The organism is Streptomyces sp. NPDC003036, assembly GCF_040611175.1.
In the GTDB taxonomy this organism is placed as follows: Bacteria; Actinomycetota; Actinomycetes; order Streptomycetales; family Streptomycetaceae; genus Streptomyces.
Window position 1 is genome coordinate 14,267 of record NZ_JBEXNO010000023.1, and the last position, 18,369, is coordinate 32,635.

The window sequence follows — 18,369 nt, forward strand, 5'->3', positions numbered from 1 at the left end:
CCCCTGTCGAGTCAGTTGCGCACAGTAGCGCCACGACCGCCCCGCGCGCCGGGGCGGCGGTCAAGGCCGCGCCCCGTGAACGCCATCATGTGATCAACGCGCACGACCTTGCGCGACCACATCTCGTTGGACGGGACATGAAGCTGACAACCGAGCCGGGCCGGGTGGAAGCGCTGGCGGAGGAAGCCGTCGTCGCGGCGTGCACGCTCGCCGACGCCGCCGACCCGACACGGTGGAGCGCCAGCGCGGTCGAGGACACGGCCGCCGCCCTCGAGGTCCTGGCAGGTGCGCTCGCCCAGCTCGACCCCGAGTGCGCGGAGATCCTCTCCGTCGTGCCGATCGCCGCGGCCGCCATCATCGAGCGCGCCGAACAGGCCGCAGCCGGGCCAAGCGAGGCCGTCGGCGGCAGAGCTACAGCCGGAACAAGCGCCGCGCTGCGCCAGGCGCTCGCCGCTCACGGTCTGACCCGGCACCGTGTCCACCAGCTCGGGGCCGCGCTCGTCACGGTCACGCCGGACGCACCCGAGGCGCAGGCCCTGGCCGTACTGCTCAGCCGAGGTGACGCACTCCCCCGTCAGTCGCAGCAGGCCGATGACAGCTGGGGCGCGGGACCGGCGGAGACCGCGGCCGCCGCGCTCGCCGACGCACCTCGCACGCATGGCAGCGGCGCGTACGCGCGGGTCCTGACCTCCGGCCAGGTCAGCGCCGGCCTCACCCCGCAGACCGCCCAGGCGGTGGCCGCAGCCCTCACCACCCGGCCCGGCGCCGCGTCACGTGGCAAGCGGCGCGGGCTCGGATCCGGCTTCAAGGGCATCGCCGCCTCGTAGTCGGCGCCCTCCCTCCCGTCTGCTTGGCGCTGGTTGGTGCCTGACCTACGAGCAGGTGTTCAGAGGTAGGGGCTGAAGCGGCCGAAGCGGGCCAGCAGCATCCGTGCCGCGTCCTCGTTCAGCCCAAGGGCGGCAGCGGCCCGGTCCGGCGTCGTCTCCTGCAGGGCATCGCGAGCCGGCCAGTAGCCCAGCCGTACGGCGGTCACCTCCAGACGCCGGGCTGCCCGCAGGGCCGCCAAAGGGGACATCTTCGCCAACTTCTCGATCTCCTCCTCCAGCTGGGACAGCAACGAGGTGACCGCCTCCGGCAAGGCCACAGCCGAGGCCTCCACTTCGGCGGTGTGCGCATCCCAGTCCACCAGGCACGCGTCTGCCGCACCCGCTCCCGCCTCCGCCAGCTCCTGCTCGCCGACCTCGTCCCAGTCCAGGGTCTGCTCCGTGCCGGTCCAGCCGCACGAGCACACCGCGCGCAGCGCGGCCGCACGCGGCCCGCGCGTGATCCGGCCGTCGTAGACGCTCCACTGGGCGACCGACTGCCCGCCCCCACCGGAGCCCGTGTCGAAGAGGACGGGGGCCGGGACGGCACCGCCGGCCAGAAGGACACCGACGCCCTCGTGCGAGGCGCCGAACTCGTCGGTCGTCCACATCTCCCGCTCACCCATGCCGCTCCTCCAGCCGCTCCACCTGCTTGCCCGCGCGCACCCGGTAACGGGACGCCGGAGACGACGATGCCGCAGACTCGGCGGCCTCAGGGCGTAATCACCTATCAGGTGACCCCTGTAGACGCGGTCCGCGCGACCACGTCGGGACCTGTCGGCAACGGGGCTTCGTCGCGTGGGTACTTGGGCTCGCGGCCGGAGAACCGGGCCGCTCGACACGAAGCTTGAAGAGCCGGGGTGGAGCGTGACGCGAACGGCCACCATCCGCCCGCTGGCTGATCAGCGTCAAGAGGTCTGCACACCTTGCAGCCCCTCGCAGCAGCACCGTCGGCGGCAGGGGTCCCGACAAGGGGGGCAACCGGCGCGGTCCTGTCATCGAAGCGCGGCTGCCCCTTCCTGTTTACGGCAGGGCATCGATCCGCGCGACGAGCATGGGGTGAGTCGGCGTTCAAATCCCTCGATCCCCCGCGTACGGGCCTGGCTCGGCTGCGCCTGGGCCACCTACGCCTTAGTCCGCTAGCGCCTCTTGATCATGAGAGCGTGATTGTCGTACTGTTTCGCCGCCCCGGGGGCTTTGAGCTCCGAACCGTAACGACCAAGGCCATATGGAGGGCAGCATGATGCCGCCCCTCCTCGACCATATGGGGGACTGTATGAAGCTCCGTACACATCGGGTGAGCAGGGCGCTCATGGCCACGATGGGCGCCGCTGTGCTCGTGATAGGTACTCAGAGTCAGGCCTACGCGTCCACAAGCATCTACGTGTCGGACTGGGAGCCGGCGGGCTACGGCTCCTTCACCGCCGACCCTGACCCGGCGCGCGACACGCCTGGAGACAGCGTGATGGCGTGCGACAGGGCGGCAGATGGCTGGGGCGTACAGGCCGAACTCGACATCAACGCCGTTTCGCCGTTCTCTTTCGACGCGGACCGCATCGCCACCACACGCGGTGAAAGCTCCCCTTACTGCGACATCGTGACGGGCAACATCGCGGAGGAGACCCCGGTGTCCCTGAGGGTCTGCCTGGTTAAGGGCACGGAGAAGAAGTGCACGGTGCCGAAGTTCGGCAAGGCCTAAACCGCGGAACTCGGGTGGGCGGTGGGGCGGCCGTCGAGCGCGGCGCGGGCCCGACTCGTGCCGGGCAGGACAGCCAACAGCGGTCGCAGCGGCAGCGGTGACACCGGCGCGACCCCACCCTCTTGCCGTGTGGGCGCACACCCGGAATACCGCGCACATGCTGGCATGGACGCTGAACGGCGCCGTGCCGCCCGCGCTCGCCGGGCGGTTACCCAGGCGCAGACGCGGCCCCAGCTGGCGCCCCCGAGCGAACGGTGTTTTTCGATCACCTTGGGCCACCACCGATCAGGCGGTGGCCCAAGGGACGTCGGGCGCTTCTGCATCGCAGGCGCTTACCTGGCCCGTACGACCGCGGCTGCGCGGCCTCGCCCGCGGGCCGCACCTGGCACCCGGCTATGTCGACCTGTACGCGCACTCTGGGCCCTGCTGACCGCGTTCCCGTCCTGCCGCAGGCGGTCGGCCCCCTCGCCGGGCGCTGCGCGAGCGGACCGTCAAGCTTCTGGACGCGGCGGCCATCTCGGCAGGTCACGGCGCGAGCTGGCCCCATGTCCACTACGTTCTCGGCTGGGTGCGTCGGCTCCGCGGGCGGGCTTCCCACCACCAAGTTCTCGTGGTGGGGAGCCGTGCCGAGCTCGGGGGCGGCACGGCTCCCCGTCAAAGGGCGGGGTGCAGCCGGCCTGGTCCTGTCAGCGGAGCACGGCTGCCCCTTTCCTGTGTACGGCCTGACCCTGGTCCTCGCGACCGCGCGGGGCGAGTCGGCGGGTCGAGTCCCTCGTACGGGTTGTCTCCCCACAACCATCGAACCGGCCGGCCGGGTGGAGCCGTCAACAGGGGCATGGAGATCGATGCGCAGCACATCGCCGAACCGGGGCTCGTGGTCCTGGACGTCACCGCCGCCGACGAGGAGACCGTCTGGCTTCGTTCACTTCTAGGGGCAGCGTTTGTCCGCCAGTTTGGGCAGCAGTTGCGGATCTTGAGGCCGGTCAATGTTCACGAGAAATAGCAGCGCGAGCGACGCGCGGTGCGTCACTGCCCGGCGGGTGCTCGGGTGAGTCCGATTCCGACCTTCGTCAGCATCTGGCCGAGGAGGTGGAGGGCTCGTGACCGGGCTGGCACTCCGCGCGCTGTTCCTGTCCAGTAGGCGTCAGCGAGCTTCTCCGTCGCCGTGAGGATCTGGTCGTCGTTCTGGGTGGCCAGGACGAGGACGAACCGCACGTAATCGCCGATGTCGGTGCCATGGGTGTGCTGGTGCGTGAAGGTTTGCAGGCGCGGTGTCAAGGCGGGCAGGGTGCGGTCCGTCGGGAAGACCACGGCGAGTCCGGCGAGGGCGAGGCGAACCGCTGGGCATTCGGCCGACCAGCGGGCCAGCAGAGCTGGAACGTGAGCCTGGACCGCGCTGCGGGCCCGGGCCTCGCTGTCGGGATCGGCATGCTGCGGGGTGGCCGGCCAGGTCTCGGCAAGATGGCGCTCAGCGACAGTGGCAGCCCTGAACAGCAGGTCGACGGCTTGGAACCGGTGTCGGGCGGGAATGCGGTCGTCGACTGCGAGGGCCGTGACCAGGGCGAGGCCGTCAGCGGTGGCCGACTGGCAGGTGTCCTGGTGAAGGATCTCGCTGTAGAAGTCGCCGAGGAAGCTCCGGTCGTCCCAGCAAGGGTCGACCTCGCCGTCGAACAGCATCGCGGCCTGGGGCGGCCTGGGGCCCTGCATGCGGTCGGCGATGACGTCCCGGAACAGCTGCCGGATCGGCGGACCAGCAGCGTTTGTGGTGTGCCGGGTCTGCTCGGGTTCGGCGTTCGTATCCATGGCCAGCGCAGCCTACTGGAGCGTCTCCGGCCGACGGCCCGTCGCCTGGATGGGGCGGGTGGTCGGCCCTGAGTCTGTCGCGGTCAGCCGGCCTTGGCCGATTCCTCCGCTCGGGCTCGCGTGCAGGCGAGGCGGTAGGAGTCGGTGCCGGTCTCGATGATGGTGCCGTTGAAGGTGAGGCGGTCGACGATGGCCGCGCAGAGCCGGGGGTCGGCGGGCCAGCATGTGGAAGGGGCGCACGGTGTGACCAGCGGCAACGAGCTGCCACCGCGGTGCGGCGCAGGGGCCGCGCCGGTGAGAGCACCGGAAGCTGCCGTAGGTGCCGACGGTCGGTTCGCTGCGGCCACGATGCGTGCGGTGATCAGTCTCACCTTCGTGCCGTACGTCCCCGCACCCGCGTGGTAGTCCGGTGCTGACGCCCGTTGCCCGCGCGCGCCGGCGCCATCCTCGCCCACCACCATGACCAGCCCATGAGCCCCCATCTCAGCCGGCCGTGGCTGGGGCAGGATGGCGCCCATGACACTCGACGACGTAGGAAAGCCGGTCCACGGCTGGCACTGTCTGGGCTACAACCGGGCGGCGCCCGAGGAACTGCTGATCCGGTTGCTCGACGCCGAACCCGGCTTCCTGTGGCGCAAGGACCTGCCGCCGGCCGTCCTCGACGCCGCGGTCGACCATCCAGACGCGCAGGTGCGCGGCCGAGTCGTCGAGGCGAGGCAGGAGTTGACGGCCGAGCAGTGGCTCCGGCTCCTCCTGGCGGAGAGGAGCGCTGCACGGCGAGCGCTGTTCATGGAGTGGCTGGCGCGTGCCGACGTACTGCTGACCGCCGCTGAGTACGAGGCGCTGGCCTCCGACGCCTCTCCACTGGTCCGCGCCGAGGCCGCCCGGCTTCCCGGACTGCCCGCATCCCTGCTCGATGCGCTCGCCGCCGACCCCGTCCCCGCCGTACGGGCCGCCGCCTGCGAACCGGCCTGGCCCCACCTGCCTCCGCCCCTACGGAACCGGCTGCTCACCGACCCGGACGAGCGCGTCCGTACCGCCGCCCTGCTGCGCCACCACCAGGACCACCCGCTGGACGAGGCCACGTTCGAGGAGCTCGGCGGCACGGCCGGCAAGGCCTTGGACACCTGCTGTCTGGCGCCGGAACTGGCAGCACGCCTCACGGCGCACGAGGACCCCGAGGTCCGGGAGAGGCTGGCGGTGAACCCCCGTCTCGACCCGGCGGCCGTCGCCGTCCTCGCCCAGGACCCGGAGGACGAGGTCCGGCACAGCGTCGCCGTACGGGCCGACCTGACGGAGGAACAGCGCGCTGCCATACGCCTCGCCCTCCATCCCAGCGACGGGCGCCCCATAGTCCTGCCCTGGGTCGCCGCGCTCCACCACGACCCGGAGGCCATGCGTCGACTCGCCGCCTCCCGCCATCCGTACATACGCAGCAGTGTGGCCCGCGCCCGGCACCTGCCGCCCGATGTCGTCGAACGCCTCGCACGGGACGAGGACCGGGTCGTACGGCTCTTCCTCGCCGAGTCCTGCGACGACGCGCCCCCGGAGATGCTCCTGGAGGTCTGGCACTGGTGGGACGGCAGCTTCACCTTCCCCGGACGTCCGCGCACGCATCCGAACTTCCCACGCGCCGGACTGCTCTGTTACGCCGGCGACCCGAACCCGAGGCTCCGCCGACTCGCCCTGAGCGACCCGCAGTCCACTCCCGAACTAGTCGAGGAGCTCAGCCAGGACGAGTCCGCAGAGGTACGGCAGGACGTGGCGCAGGACCCGCGCCTCGCGCCCGCGGCGGCAGTACGCCTGCTCCACGACCCGAACTCCTCCGTGCGGGCCCTCGCAGCCCGGCACCCCGCCCTCCCACAGGACGTCCTGCTCCGGCTGCTACGCGACCCGAAGACCGCCGGCGACGCGGCGACGAATCCCGCACTGCCCGTGCCGGTGATGCGCCGGATGGTCGACCTGCTGGCGGAACGGGCGGAAGGGGCCACCTCTAGTCGCTGAAGCGCAGCCACCCCATGACCGCGTTGATTTCACCCCCGGCGAGCTGCCGAGCAGCGGGCACGGGGCCGCGCAGCAGGTGGGATAAGCGCCCACCGAACACCGACGGCGGCGCGCTGTCCACCCCGCAGGCGACCCCGGTGTGCGCCCGCACCCGGCTAGCGGGTACGGCCCAACGCCCGCGGGGGCGTTGACACGGGGATGCCTGGCCGGCAAGGCACAACCGGCACTCGGCACCGGTGGGCCTGCCCGCTGAATCAGGCGTCGGCGTACGCGATAACCGACGACCGGCAGGACGCCGGTGTCGTGGTCGATCAGGATGACCGCGGTGACATGGCCGCAGGCGGCGGTGCGCCCGTCCAGACGAGCTCGACCGTACGGGGCGCTGGCGCGGCGCGGACGCCAGGACCCGGATGCTGCGTCCGGCGTCGGTACCGACGGCCCGGTTCGCTGGGGCGCCGATCCGACACCCTTCGCCGTCACCGCGTACCCAAAACCCCGGCGGCCCGCCGCTGTGCTCCGCCGCGCAGAGGCGCAGCAGTTCTTCGGCTCGGGGCGGTCAAAACCGGTCGCGGCGTTCGAGGGAGAGGCTGATCTTGCTTGCTACTCGGTCTCCGTGCTCTGGAGGAGCTGGTCGTGAAACCCAGAGATCGCCAAGAAGGTGACCGTCAAGACCGGGAAGAACGCCGGGCAGCACCCCTCCGTCACCTCCGTCTGCCGCGCGCTCGCCGACGCCGAGAAGACCGCCGCACCGGCCGGGCCGGGCATCGCCGCCCCGGGCTGGCCGATCCGGGTGGACCTCACCGGACCCGACAGTGGCACCGACCCCGAGCGGCCAACTCCGACACCCCGACAGCGGGGCCAGTTGCCGCATCGTCAAGTTCGCCCGCCAGTACGCGGCGACCAGCAGCACGCGGTCCTCCAACGGCGGCTTCCATGGCCGACCCCGACCAGGGGAGCCGGCCCCTGGCGACGCAGCGCGGTCACCAACTTGCCGAAGGCGCGCGGCCTCAGGCCGGTGAACGGGGCTTCGAGGACGGCTCGGACGCCGCTGCGGGTTCGGGACGGCGGCCGCCGTGGCGGGACCGGTCTTCCCAGGGGCCGGCGGCAGGACGTGCAGGGTACGCACGCTCGCGCCGGGCACCTGCTCGTTGGCCGCTTCGATCAGCCCAAGCGCGGTCCAGCGGAGCTTCGTGCCGTACGCCGGGGCGTCGGGGGCGACGTCCAGGCGGCCGGTGTCCGCGTCGCACTTCACCTCCTGGACGTGCCCGGCGAGCTCGGGTGCGACGGCGGCGAGGACGGCCTCGAACCGCGCGAGGACGCTGCCGCTGGCGGCCGGGGCGACCCTGCCGCGCTCGGTCGTCATCATCGTGAGCGCCGCGCCGAGCCGAAAGGCTCGTGGCCATCACGCCGTACGGCCGTTCCCGTGCGCCGCTTCGGCTTCGCCGTGCGGCCGGCGCAGCTCTTCCTCGCCGCCTCCGGGCGGCGAGCAGGGCCTGGCGCGCGAGGTCGACGCCGCTCAGCTCGGCCGTCACGCGATCACCGCCCCGGCCGCCTCGCCGTCCAGTGGGCGCGCGGCGAGCTCGGGCATCGCACTGCGCAAGACCTCGGCGGCTCACGGCCTCGCCCGGTACTGCGTCCGCATCACGCTAACCCTGGATGGGCAGCCCCCGAAGTCTTTCCGGGCGCCGAGGAGCGGCCGCCCCCCTCCCGGCCCGGGCATGCTCGCCCTCTACCGCTCCCACCCGACCTTCAACAAGGGCTCTTGCCACTGACTTGGTGATCTTTCTGGAGCCCCTACGCGGACGATGCGCGCCAACCGGCGTCGGTCTCGGGGAGGCTCCCGCCAACGAGGCAGGCAGTTGCAGGACGCAGCGGCGCCGTGCGGCCGATGGGGTGGAGACGTTCGTGCGCGCCTCGTGGCCACCCAGGAGGAGCTGGCCGGAGCAGGGGCCGGTGATCGCTTCGGTGCTGCCGCACCGCCGGAATCCGGCAAAGGAGGGGCGCCGCATCCCGCCCGGTCCCGTCATCGAAGCGCACCCCCTCTGCCTGTCTACGGCCGGGCCACGGCCTGCGCGACCGGCGCCGCGTGAGGCGGCGGCCCGAGTCCCTCGCACAGGGCTGCCTCCCCGCGCTCAGCGAACCGGCCGACCGGGCCGAGCCGTCGGCTGGGATATGGAGACCGCTGAGCAGCACATCACCGAGCCCGGGCTCGTGGTCCTGGACATCGCTGCCATGGCGGCGAGCCGGATGGGCATCAGCAGGTGCCGGTAGCCCTCTGCGGCCCGTTGGTGCCTTGACGGTGACCGGTACGGCTTGCGGTGGGGTTCACACCACGGCGCCGGGCGCTCACTCGGCGACGTCGACGTGAAGGTTCTCCGCAGGCTGGTCGGCTTTGTCCCCCTTGGGCAGCCCCAGGTCACCGCATTGGTTGGCCGGGGCACTCAAGGACAACGCGAGCACCCCCGCGACCAGACCTCCAGCGGTATGCCGCGCGGGGCTCGCGGTGTGCGTGGAGCCCTGGTTGACACACTGGTTGTCGTGCGCGCTGTTGCCGAAGCCGATGACCGAGGTAGCGCCCGCCGCGGTGGCAGCGCAGACCACGAAAGCGGCTGCGGCCACGGCGTATCAGGGAAGGTGCCGGTGTACCGGCACGACGTGTACGTCGCCGACAACGACCGCGCCGCCTGGCGCGTCACGGCCGTCGCTGCCCGGCGGCACAACGGCAGGGCACCGACGCCCTGCCGGACCCCGTCGAAGGGCGAGCAGTGGGGCGAGGCCGGTGGGTGGGCTGACAACGGCGGGCCACGGCACAGGACTACGGTCAGGTGGACCAGAAGCACCCGGGCCAGGCCGCCGGGGCGTGCGGCGCGCACCGTACGACGCGCACAGCGCCGGGACAGCCGAGCGCCCCGGGCAACTGGGGTTGTCCGCAGGCTCGCTCCTGCCCTGCGGTCAGCCCCCCGGCCCCGATCCGAGATCATTGTCAGTGGTGGGTGAGACGATCACAGCATCAGGTCGAAAGAGGGGGAGCAGTCATGTCCGGAAAGCAGAACTACATCAATCACGTTGCTCTTGTGCTGGATGCCAGTTCGTCCATGTCACACCTGAGCCGCAAGGTCATCGAAGTGGCCGACCAGCAGATCGCCTATCTGGCCCGCCGGTCGCAGGAGCTGGACCAGGAAACCCGCGTCACCGTGTACGTCTTCGCACAGAAGGTGGAGTGCGTCATATACGACAAGGACGTGCTGCGGATGCCGTCTTTGAAGCAGCTGTACCGGGTCGGTGGAATGACGGCGCTGCTGGCGGCCACGCTCAAGTCACAGCGGGAGCTGGCGCAGACCGCTCAGCTGTATGGAGACCACAGCTTTTTGACGTTCGTCCTGACCGACGGCCAGGAGAACGCGAGTCATCGCTGTCCGGATGCCCCTTCCCGCGATCAGCGTGAACTGGTGCAGGCCGTGGCCGAGATGATCGAGACGCAGGACGACAACTGGACGCTGGCTGTTCTCGTGCCGGACCAAATGGGCAAGCGGGAGGCCATGCAGTACGGGTTCCCCAAGGACAACATCGCCATCTGGGACGCCACGAGCACACAGGGGCTGGAGGAGGCGGGGCAGGTCATCCAGGAGGCCACCGAGAAGTTCATGGTGGGCCGCACCAAGGGCATCCGGGGATCGCGGGCGGTGTTCTCCACGGGCGCGGACGCGGTGAACAGGGAGACCATCAAGGCAGCCGGTCTCACACCGGTGGATCCCTCCCAGTACCAGCTGATACCGGTAGCTCGCGCAGCGGGGATCCGGGAGTGGGTCATCGAAAGCGGGCACACCTACCGCACCGGTGGTGCCTTCTATCAGCTCAGCAAGTCGGAAAAGATCCAGGCACGGAAGCAGATCGCCGTGCTGGAGAAGAAAACGGATCGCGTGTACACGGGGCCGGAAGCCCGGGTCCTTCTCGGCCTGCCCGACATGGAAGTGCGCATCAAGCCCGACCACAACGACGACTTCACGATCTTCGTGCAAAGCACAAGCGTCAACCGGAAACTCGTACCCAACACACGGCTTCTTCTGATGAACTGACACCGCGGAGCCCCACCGGCTCCAGGACCAGTACAGCTCTTTCCTCCACGTGGGAATAAGCAAGGCAAGGCCAGGCAGACAACCCAGCCGAAGCCAAGAAGTCCGAGACCACCGCCGACAACCAAGCGGCCGACTGGGCCACAGGGCGCGTCCAGGCGCTCGCGCAGGCGCCGCGTGGAGGGTCTGCCGACGACATCGAGGGCGTGCTTGGCCGCACCGGGGGCAGCGTGATCGGCGATGTGGCTGCCGAGGGCGTGGAGAGGCGCGTCGTAGCCGAGCTCGCCATCACCGTCGGCGTCGGTCACGGCGATGATCTGGCGCTCGGGGCCGACGGCGGTGACCCGGCCAGGCGCAGCCGTATCGACGAAGCCGTGACAAGCGCTGGCGGCGGGCCGCCTGTTTCCTCCCGCCCGCGTCGGCCACTTCGGGCGGAAGTGGCGTGGAGCGGCAGGATGACTTCGTATTCCCGGGGCCTCTAATGCAGATGTTCCCACGCGGTCCGGGTGAGTTCGTACTCGACTTCACCGTGCTCGGAGCCCTCGATCGCCTCCGGCCAGTCCCCGGTGAAGTTCCGGACGAAGGACAGCCCAGACTTCTCCATGACGCGGCGGGACCGGGTGTTGACGGCCATCGTGTTCGCTGTGACCCGCTCGACCTCCATGTCCGTGAAGCCCTTGTGGATCAGAGCCCGAGACCCTTCAGTGGCGTAGCCGCGTCCCCACGCCGCCTGGTTCAACCGGTAACCGAGTTCGACCACGGCGGGGCTGCGCTCTTGCAACGGCCGGAACTCGAACCAACCCAGGAAGGTGCCGGTGGTCTTCTCCTGCGCGGCCCAGTAACCGCGAGTCCCCCAGCACGGATAGTCGTGCACGAGCCGCGGCAGGACCCGCGTCTCGATCGCCTCGCGGCTGGTGGGTCGGCCACCGTTGATGAAGCGCATGACCTCCGGGTCGTTGTCCAGGGCGAACAGGTGGTCGGTGTCGGCCGCTGCGAATGCGCGCAGGACGAGCCGGTCGGTCTCCAGGAAGTTGGACATACCGCGATCTTCATCAGCGGCCGGCCATGCCTGCCACCGGTTTTCCGGTCGGCGCCGGTTGGTGGTGTTCATGCCGCGCGGGGCTACCCGGCCTCGCCCGCGCCGTCGCGCGGCGCGATCCGGCGGCCGGGGTCGCTTCCTGTCCGAATCCGGCCACGTCGGCTGCGGTGACGTCCGGGCGCAACCGCGCGTAGCGGATCGGGCGACGTTCGAGCGCCGTATTACGTGGCCTTCGATCGCGTGCACGCGGGCGCGGCCTGACCGCTGGCCGTACGCGGCCCCGTCACCGGCTCCGTCGCAGCGCCGTGACGCCGCCGCTTGCGATGCTTCCGCCCGCAGACCCATATTCTCCCCGGCCGCTGGAAGCGTCTTCGCGTGCAGCTGTTGTTCTCATTCCACCTGCTCGGCTGCCCCTGGTCGCATGCACATGCCGCCGGTGTGGGTGCCTTGTAGCCTGGGTGGAGGAGGTGCGGTATGGCCACGCCTACTGTCTCTGCCAAGGACATTCCCCGGACTTCCGCGGCTCGGGCGCGCGCGGTCAACGAGGCGGAGGTACGAGCCTCGCTCGCGATCATGGGTGCGTTGGATGTCGGGGCCTGGTCGAGGCCGACCGTGTGCTCTGGGTGGACCGTCCGGAACATGGTGGCCCACGAGGTCGGTCAGTTCGAGGAGCTGCCCAAGCCCTGGCTCATGATCACGCGAGTTCGACGGGCCCGTCGGAGGCATCCCGAATTGGGTGCGCTGGACGGCCATAACGAAAGCCAGGTCGAAGATCGTGAAGAGGTCCCGGGAGAGCGGTTGGTCGCGGAGTTCGCTCGCATCGCCCCGAAGGGGGTGCGCTCGTTGGCCCGTGTGCCGGCTTCGGTACGGCGTCGGATCCGCACGAGCATGATCTTCCCGGAGGCGAAGGCGCTTCCCGAGGACTCCATGGAGTACCTGAACTGCGTTCTCGTCGCCCGTGACACCTGGATGCACCGCATCGACATCTGTGACGCCACCGGTACCGAGTTGGCGCTGGATGCGCACGACGGCGAAATCATGCGCCAGGTACTGCTGGATCTGGCGCTTGATTGGACCGGTCCGTCCTGTCTGCTGGAGCTTTCCGGCCCGGCCGGTGGCCGATACCGGCTCGGCAGCGGTCCCCCCGTGGTCACCCTGCGGGCCGATGCCCTGGACTTCGCCCGCCACCTCTCCGGGCGACCGCCACGAGGTGAGCTGACGTTCGAGGGCGACGGGGAGGCCGCGGCGGCTCTCACTGCGGCGCGGGTCCTCTTCTGAGCATCACTGTTCCCATCGGTACCCGACACACGACGGGGCAAGCTCCACGAGGGGGAAGCTCCCGCCGCCTGCCGACCATGACCGCCAGCGCGACGCCCGGCCCACTATCCCAGGCCACCGCCCCCACCCTCCCCGCGCGGGCCCGGGCCGTCCGCGTCGTCGGTACGGTACTGAGCGGCCACGGCCGTCGTCTGTCTGGGCTTGTTCCTGCTGGGCATGGACCTGACCGTTCCTGAACGTCGCGCTCCCCGCCTTCAGCAGGACTTGCGCCCCTCCACGACACAGGTTCAGTGGACGGGTCGCCGGTTGGGCACTGCTGCTGGGCGGCACGGCCTTACCCTCCGACCGGTGACCGGCGCCGCGCGCCGCACAGCTGCCCCCGTGGCCGCCTACTGGCGGCTTCCCGCGGTGGCAGCTCGTATGCGGAACGTCAGCCCTTCCGGGCCGCCGTTGTTCCCGCCGGGCCGCCCCCGGCGATCAGTATCTATGTCCGCTCGCGCACCTCCCGCTCCCCGTAGTTGAGAGATGTCGTCTTTGCGTCCTGTCTCGGGCTTACCGTCCGTGACAGCATGATGACCATGACGAGTACAGGGCGTACGTCTGCCGGTGCACAGGGACTGCTCCCAGGCCATGGCCGAAGCCGGGCAACCGCAGGCAGGCGGGCCCCGTTGACGGTGGGAGCGGAGGAGGAATTCCTCCTGGTCGATCCGGTGTCGCGCGCGGTGAGCGCGGAGGCGGACAACGTGGTGGCCGAGGCGTCGGGTGAACTCGGCGATCGCGTCGGTACGGAGCTGACGCGCTACCAGGTCGAGGTGCGGACCGACCCTCACACCAGCCTTGCGGACTTCGCCGAGCAGGTCCGTTCCACGCGCACGGCGGTCGTACGGGCCGCCGACCGCCAAGGTCTGCGCGTCATCTCCAGCGGCACTCCCGTCCTCGGCCAGGCCTCCCCGCCGCCGCTGACGGCCGGCCCGCGCTACGCTCGGAGCGCGGCGATGTTCCGTGCCCTGGACGACGAACAGAGCGTCTGCGCCTGCCACATCCACGTCGGGATCCCCGACCTCGCCACAGCGTTGCAGGTCAGCAACCACCTGCGCCCCTGGATCCCGGTCCTGATCCCCCTCACCGGCAACTCGCCCTACTGGGCGGGGCGCGATACCGGTTACGCCAGCTGGCGCAGGACAGCGTTGGGACGCTGGCCTGTGGCCGGGCCACCGCCGTACTTCGAGTCCACCGCCCACTTCGAGGACCTCGTCGCCGCCTTCATCGCCACCGGCAGTGTCATGGACCGCGGTGGCCTGTACTGGGACATCCGGCCCTCCCACCACGTGCCCACGCTCGAATTCCGCGTCACCGACGCGACCGCCACCCCGGGAGAGACCGTGCTGCTCGCCGGCCTCATCCGGGCGATGACCACTACCGCCTTGCAGGCCATCACCGCCGGCGTCCCGGTTTTCCAGCCCGGGCCTGAGATGCTGCGCGCCGCTTGCTGGCGCGCGGCCCGCGACGGCCTGGCCGGGCAGGGCATCGACCTGTCCACCGGCCGCCTGTCCCCCGCCGTCGACCAGGTCGACCAGCTCCTGGCATGGGCGCAACCCGCTTTGAAGGAGCACGGCGACGCGGAACTGGTGAGCACACTCTGGTCACGCGTGCGCGCCGCCGGCGACGGCGCCGACCGGCAACGTGCCGCGTACCAACGCAGGGCCCGTCTCACCGATGTCGTCGACCATCTCATGTCCACGTTCACCGCATCGGATTGAGATATCCCGCCCGCTGTCGCAAACGGGCCGATCCGGCCGGAGTCGGGTTCCGCCGCTGTCCGTGCGTGAAGGGCAAACGACGCACAAGCGGCGGGGACTGCAGGGACCTGCCCGCCCTCGCCGTCCGCATCCGCGCCGACGCCGAAGGCCGCTACGACGGCGCAGAACCCGGGTGGCGGGCCAGCGTCGAATGGACGCTGCCGTGGATCGAGGACACCGCCGGCCAGCTGACCGCGGGCAGGCCGTAGGCAGTGGTGCCGGCTTGGGCGTCAGGGCGTGCCGCCGGAGTAGGAGAAGCGGCAGCTCACGCCGGGGCCGGGTGTGCGGGGTTCACCGGAGCCCGGGTCGTACGGGGGGCGGCCGCCAGCCCGCCGGGAGAGCTCGGTGGACAGGGCGACGCCGTCGTCGACTTCCGCGATCAACCGGGGCGGATCGACGTCGCACGCCTTCGTCGCGCGGTGGCGAACGTGCCGCTGCCTCGGGCGAGCGACGGCCGGTCGGTGCTGGCGGTGAACGTCTCGCCGTGGTTGCGGCCGGGTGCCGACACACCTGCTCGAACCGCTCGTTCTGTCACACCTTCGGCCGGGGCCTGGGTAAGCACCAGATGGTGCCTGGCTGGCCCTACTCGATCGTGGCCGCGTTGGAGACGGGCCGGGCTTCCTGGACCGCGCAGCTGGACACGATCCGCCTGGAGCCCGGCGCGGACCTGGCCGCGGCAACCACCGAGCAGGTCCGCGAGGTCGTTCACCGAGTGCTGCCATCGGCATGCCCTTGGACACCCGGACCGCAGTGCCGTCACAGCCCTGCCCGCGCCGCCGGACGGCCGTGAGCGGTCGAAGTAGGCGGAGCCGCACACGCCTGTGCAGCGCGCGCTCACGCTGACGAGCGGACCCTGCTTTCGGAGCGCGACATGCACCAGATCATCCGCGCTCGGGAGCAGCGCCGCCACGTCGGCCACGCCGGCCACGGAGGCAGGCAAGCTCTCGGTCATGCCGTGACCGTACTTGCCGGGCGCATGTTACGCCGCCGTGCGCGGTGGCGGAACTGGTTCCGATGCCGATCGCCAGGCGCACCGGGAGGTGCGGGGATCCGCTCGGCCATCGCCGGCGGAGGAGGCCTTGCACCGGTGCGGCAGGACTTTCCGGCAGGGTGACGAGAAGTCCGGCCTGGTGGGCTAAGGTGTCAGGGCCATTACAGCCATCAGCGGGTGAGCGCCGTTCCGCCGTGGCCGGGTATGCCCGCACGGCAGGCGCGCCCGCCACCGCGGACAGTCGCGCCGTGATACGCGGACGGATCTCCGTATCCATGTATCCATCCGTCTGCGCGTTCGTACGTTTCATGTGTTCGGGGGAGCATCAGTGAACACCCGCCGGGGCGCGTCCGCGTCCCTCCGGTCGATACCCAGTCCGTTCGCGGTCGCCACGGCGATGACCGCCCCGTCCCGGCCCGACCGGATCGAGGACCCCCTCATCACCGGCCTGCAGTGGGCCCGTACGGCGGCGGGCTTCATCGCCACCGCCTGGCTGCTCCTGGCGTTCCCGCTGGCCGAGGGCCGCGAGAAGGTCGTCCTGGGCAAGCTGGAGGACCTGCTCATCGGAGGCGGGCTCACACTCACGGTCGGTTTCGTAGCGGTGACGGCCTTCATCGTCGCGGCCCGCGCGCCGCTGGGCCGCCGGTACGCCGCCCGGCTGCTCGGTCCGCTGTGCTCGCTGAGCGCAATCGCGTTGGGCGCCGGAGTGTCGTATCTGATGGTCAAGATGCTCAAGGGCGAGATTATCTCGACGGCCGACATCGGCTACCACGGCATCCTGATCGGCCTGTTGGTCATGGTGCTGTTCTTCGTCGGCGCGGTGGTCTGCGCGCTGGTCCTGGTGTTCGCGCTGCTGTGCACGATCGTCGCACTGGTGTACGGGGTGAACTCCTGCTTCCGCCTGGGCGATGTGCACGAGCTGCTGCCGGCCCTGATCTCCCCACTGCTGGTGTGGTCCCTCTTCGGGCTGGGCCTGTTCGACGGCCCCGACGTGGCGGCTCCGCCCCTCGTCCTCTACACCTTCCTCCTCGGCGGCCCCCTCTCGGTCACGGCGCTATCGGTCTGGGAGGTGCGCAGGCTGCGGACCCGGTGGGGTGTGACGCTGCGGGGGGCGCTGGGGAGATAACCGGGATGCCGACATCCTCAGGACCGTCGACGGCAAGCGCGTGCTCGACACGGGCCGCGCTGGTCACGAGTACACCCGCCACCAGCGGTCCTCCTCGGCACGAGCCACTTCGGCGCCCGTACTGACGCGCGTCGGAAGCGGAGCTCCGGCAGTGGGGAGGGCAAGAGGGGTGTGGGCCGGCCACGGGACCTCCCAGTCCCACCCCGCAGGATCTCCCCGAACCGCTGCACGACCACGGTCAGGAAGCCACAGCAACCACCGGTACAGTCCGGCTCCCCCAGCTCCAAGCGGCGCGCCTCGCGGTCGCCCTGGACGGCGTGCCGGGAACCCGGCGGCAACACCCTGATCTCCCCATGAGAGAACATTCAGATCACTTTGCGCGTCGTGCCGACGCCGACGCGCTGCCGGGTCTCGGGTTCCTCCGCGGCGCCCCGAAAGACCCACCGCGAGAGACGGTCCGCGGGATCGTGGGGCAGTGGTGGACCATGGGCCCAGCCGACGGACGGCCGGGCGTCACAGGGCCGCGTGAGTTCCTGGCGTTCGACGAACCCGGCTACGCGAAGGCGACCTTCAGCATGCGGTTCTCCGTGGACGCCGCCACCGGCGGTACGCGGGTCGTCACCGAGACCCGGGTCCTGTGCCTGGACAAGGCGGCTCGTCGAGCCATGGGCCGGTACTGGCCGCTGATCGGACCCTTCAGTGGCCTCGTCCGCCGGATGATGCTCGGCAGGCTCAGGAAGCGGGCCGTGGCGTGAGCGGTGCCAGGAGCCCCCGCGTACAGGCGCTGCTCACCGCGGCGGTGGAAGTGATCGCCGATGAGGGCCTGCGAGGGCTCACCCACCGTGCCGTCGACGGGCGGGCGGGGGTGCCGGCCGGGTCCACCAGCTACTACTTCCGTACCCGGCAGGCGCTCCTCGCCGGTGTGGTCGCGTTCATCGCCGAACAGGAAGTGGCGGACACCGAAGCGGCGACCGTCTCCGAAGAGCCGGCCGCGGCGCCGCCGGTACGCCAGATGGCGGACCGCTTCGCCGGCGTACTGGCCCACTGGCTCGGCTCCGAGCGCGACCGCACCCCGCGCGTCTGGAGATCGTCCTCTTGGCAGCACGCAACCTAGAAGGGAGCTGGGCTCCGAACTGCTCCGCGCCCGGGAGCAGTTCGTCGGCCAGGCGCAGCTACTGGCGACCGCGCTCGGCAGCCCGTATCCGGTGGTGCAGCGGCTCATCCAACGTCAGGTCGATGCAGGCCATGGAGAGGAAGGCTTCGCCCGAATCATCGAGAGCATCAAGCAACCGGGCTGAGGACACGCGCTCCCGGGGCGGTCCAGGGTCACCCCGGTTGTCGGTTGCCTAGCGCTTCGCGCGGGTCAGGTCGCACCTCCCGTCCGTGCAGGACCGGCGTAGTCGGCCGGCCGAGACGGTTTCCGCGAGGCCGATGGCCCAGCACATCGGGCAGCCGCGCAGCGCGATCAGGCCCACCGGGGCGAGCAGCAGGCTCGCCGGGCCGGTGATCGGCAGGAGGGACAGGGAGGCGGCGAGCGCGCCGAAGCCCAAGGCGCCGCGGGCCAGATGGCGTGGGACGGTGGCGCTCGCGAAACGGCCGCGTGCCGGTGATACCAGTGGTGCCGGTGTGGCGTGTGCACCGGTGGCACCGGGGTCGGTGGGGCGTGTCGTCATGGTCGCGTCAGGGGTCATCGT

19 protein-coding genes and 2 pseudogenes are annotated in these 18,369 nt (G+C 70.8%); 13 read left to right on the plus strand and 8 right to left on the minus strand.

What is annotated here, in order from left to right:
• Nucleotides 1–137 precede the first annotated feature (137 nt).
• The gene (locus ABZX67_RS18415) at nt 138–827 is read left to right on the plus strand and encodes a hypothetical protein (protein WP_355361317.1); all 690 of its coding nucleotides are present in this window, start codon (nt 138–140) and stop codon (nt 825–827) included.
• A 59-nt stretch (nt 828–886) separates the two neighbouring features.
• On the opposite strand, the gene ABZX67_RS18420 is transcribed toward ABZX67_RS18415, so the two are convergent.
• The gene (locus ABZX67_RS18420) at nt 887–1,489 is read right to left on the minus strand and encodes a hypothetical protein (RefSeq protein WP_355361319.1); all 603 of its coding nucleotides are present in this window, start codon (nt 1,487–1,489) and stop codon (nt 887–889) included.
• Between the two features lie 686 nt (nt 1,490–2,175).
• On the opposite strand from ABZX67_RS18420, the gene ABZX67_RS18425 reads away from it, so the two are divergent.
• On the plus strand, nt 2,176–2,562 hold the full coding sequence (locus ABZX67_RS18425; RefSeq protein WP_355361321.1) for a hypothetical protein: 387 nt from the start codon (nt 2,176–2,178) through the stop codon (nt 2,560–2,562).
• An 835-nt stretch (nt 2,563–3,397) separates the two neighbouring features.
• The gene (locus ABZX67_RS18430; protein WP_355361323.1) at nt 3,398–3,565 is read left to right on the plus strand and encodes a DUF6207 family protein; all 168 of its coding nucleotides are present in this window, start codon (nt 3,398–3,400) and stop codon (nt 3,563–3,565) included.
• A gap of 23 nt (nt 3,566–3,588) precedes the next feature.
• Here ABZX67_RS18430 and ABZX67_RS18435 read toward each other — a convergent pair whose 3' ends face one another.
• Both ABZX67_RS18435 and ABZX67_RS18440 read right to left on the minus strand, forming a co-directional pair.
• Entirely contained in the window at nt 3,589–4,365 is a 777-nt protein-coding gene (locus ABZX67_RS18435; protein ID WP_355361325.1) for a hypothetical protein, read from the minus strand.
• Between the two features lie 83 nt (nt 4,366–4,448).
• Nucleotides 4,449–4,577, minus strand: a pseudogene (locus tag ABZX67_RS18440) (AAA family ATPase); the annotation flags it as partial.
• A 304-nt stretch (nt 4,578–4,881) separates the two neighbouring features.
• Between ABZX67_RS18440 and ABZX67_RS18445 the strand changes: the two are divergent.
• On the plus strand, nt 4,882–6,369 hold the full coding sequence (locus ABZX67_RS18445; protein WP_355361327.1) for a PE-PGRS family protein: 1,488 nt from the start codon (nt 4,882–4,884) through the stop codon (nt 6,367–6,369).
• A 600-nt stretch (nt 6,370–6,969) separates the two neighbouring features.
• Here ABZX67_RS18445 and ABZX67_RS18450 read toward each other — a convergent pair.
• Both ABZX67_RS18450 and ABZX67_RS18455 read right to left on the minus strand, forming a co-directional pair.
• Nucleotides 6,970–7,170, minus strand: coding sequence for a hypothetical protein (locus ABZX67_RS18450; protein ID WP_355361329.1), 201 nt, complete (start codon nt 7,168–7,170; stop codon nt 6,970–6,972).
• 26 nt (nt 7,171–7,196) lie between these two features.
• A pseudogene (locus ABZX67_RS18455) lies at nt 7,197–7,395 on the minus strand (transposase family protein); the annotation flags it as partial.
• A gap of 206 nt (nt 7,396–7,601) precedes the next feature.
• Here ABZX67_RS18455 and ABZX67_RS18460 point away from each other — a divergent pair.
• Nucleotides 7,602–8,141 carry a hypothetical protein gene (locus ABZX67_RS18460; protein ID WP_355361331.1) on the plus strand — a complete coding sequence of 180 codons (540 nt, stop codon included), beginning with the start codon at nt 7,602–7,604 and terminating at the stop codon, nt 8,139–8,141.
• Between the two features lie 574 nt (nt 8,142–8,715).
• On the opposite strand, the gene ABZX67_RS18465 is transcribed toward ABZX67_RS18460, so the two are convergent.
• Nucleotides 8,716–8,988, minus strand: a complete 273-nt coding sequence (locus ABZX67_RS18465) for a hypothetical protein (RefSeq protein ID WP_355361333.1) — start codon at nt 8,986–8,988, stop codon at nt 8,716–8,718.
• Between the two features lie 416 nt (nt 8,989–9,404).
• Between ABZX67_RS18465 and ABZX67_RS18470 the strand changes: the two genes are divergently transcribed.
• Nucleotides 9,405–10,445: a vWA domain-containing protein gene (locus tag ABZX67_RS18470; protein ID WP_355361335.1), complete on the plus strand. Its 1,041-nt coding sequence runs from the start codon at nt 9,405–9,407 to the stop codon at nt 10,443–10,445.
• A 475-nt stretch (nt 10,446–10,920) separates the two neighbouring features.
• On the opposite strand, the gene ABZX67_RS18475 is transcribed toward ABZX67_RS18470, so the two are convergent.
• Nucleotides 10,921–11,481, minus strand: coding sequence for a GNAT family N-acetyltransferase (locus ABZX67_RS18475; protein WP_355361512.1), 561 nt, complete (start codon nt 11,479–11,481; stop codon nt 10,921–10,923).
• 474 nt (nt 11,482–11,955) lie between these two features.
• Here ABZX67_RS18475 and ABZX67_RS18480 point away from each other — a divergent pair, with 474 nt between their 5' ends.
• The 7 genes from ABZX67_RS18480 to ABZX67_RS18510 all read left to right on the plus strand — a co-directional run bounded on the left by ABZX67_RS18480 (nt 11,956) and on the right by ABZX67_RS18510 (nt 17,789).
• Nucleotides 11,956–12,759, plus strand: coding sequence for a maleylpyruvate isomerase family mycothiol-dependent enzyme (locus tag ABZX67_RS18480; RefSeq protein WP_355361337.1), 804 nt, complete (start codon nt 11,956–11,958; stop codon nt 12,757–12,759).
• Between the two features lie 674 nt (nt 12,760–13,433).
• On the plus strand, nt 13,434–14,519 hold the full coding sequence (locus ABZX67_RS18485; RefSeq protein ID WP_355361514.1) for a glutamate--cysteine ligase: 1,086 nt from the start codon (nt 13,434–13,436) through the stop codon (nt 14,517–14,519).
• Between the two features lie 65 nt (nt 14,520–14,584).
• A complete protein-coding gene (locus ABZX67_RS18490) occupies nt 14,585–14,767 on the plus strand; it encodes a hypothetical protein (protein WP_355361339.1) in 183 nt (60 codons plus the stop codon).
• A gap of 6 nt (nt 14,768–14,773) precedes the next feature.
• Nucleotides 14,774–15,361 carry a transposase gene (locus ABZX67_RS18495; RefSeq protein ID WP_355361516.1) on the plus strand — a complete coding sequence of 196 codons (588 nt, stop codon included), beginning with the start codon at nt 14,774–14,776 and terminating at the stop codon, nt 15,359–15,361.
• A gap of 516 nt (nt 15,362–15,877) precedes the next feature.
• A complete protein-coding gene (locus ABZX67_RS18500) occupies nt 15,878–16,675 on the plus strand; it encodes a hypothetical protein (RefSeq protein WP_355361341.1) in 798 nt (265 codons plus the stop codon).
• 485 nt (nt 16,676–17,160) lie between these two features.
• Nucleotides 17,161–17,430 carry a hypothetical protein gene (locus tag ABZX67_RS18505; protein ID WP_355361343.1) on the plus strand — a complete coding sequence of 90 codons (270 nt, stop codon included), beginning with the start codon at nt 17,161–17,163 and terminating at the stop codon, nt 17,428–17,430.
• The gene (locus ABZX67_RS18510; protein ID WP_355361345.1) at nt 17,427–17,789 is read left to right on the plus strand and encodes a TetR family transcriptional regulator; all 363 of its coding nucleotides are present in this window, start codon (nt 17,427–17,429) and stop codon (nt 17,787–17,789) included. Before ABZX67_RS18505 ends, ABZX67_RS18510 begins: the two co-directional genes overlap by 4 nt.
• Before the next feature lie 232 nt (nt 17,790–18,021).
• On the opposite strand, the gene ABZX67_RS18515 is transcribed toward ABZX67_RS18510, so the two are convergent.
• A complete protein-coding gene (locus ABZX67_RS18515; RefSeq protein ID WP_355361347.1) occupies nt 18,022–18,366 on the minus strand; it encodes a hypothetical protein in 345 nt (114 codons plus the stop codon).
• Nucleotides 18,367–18,369: the final 3 nt, after the last annotated feature.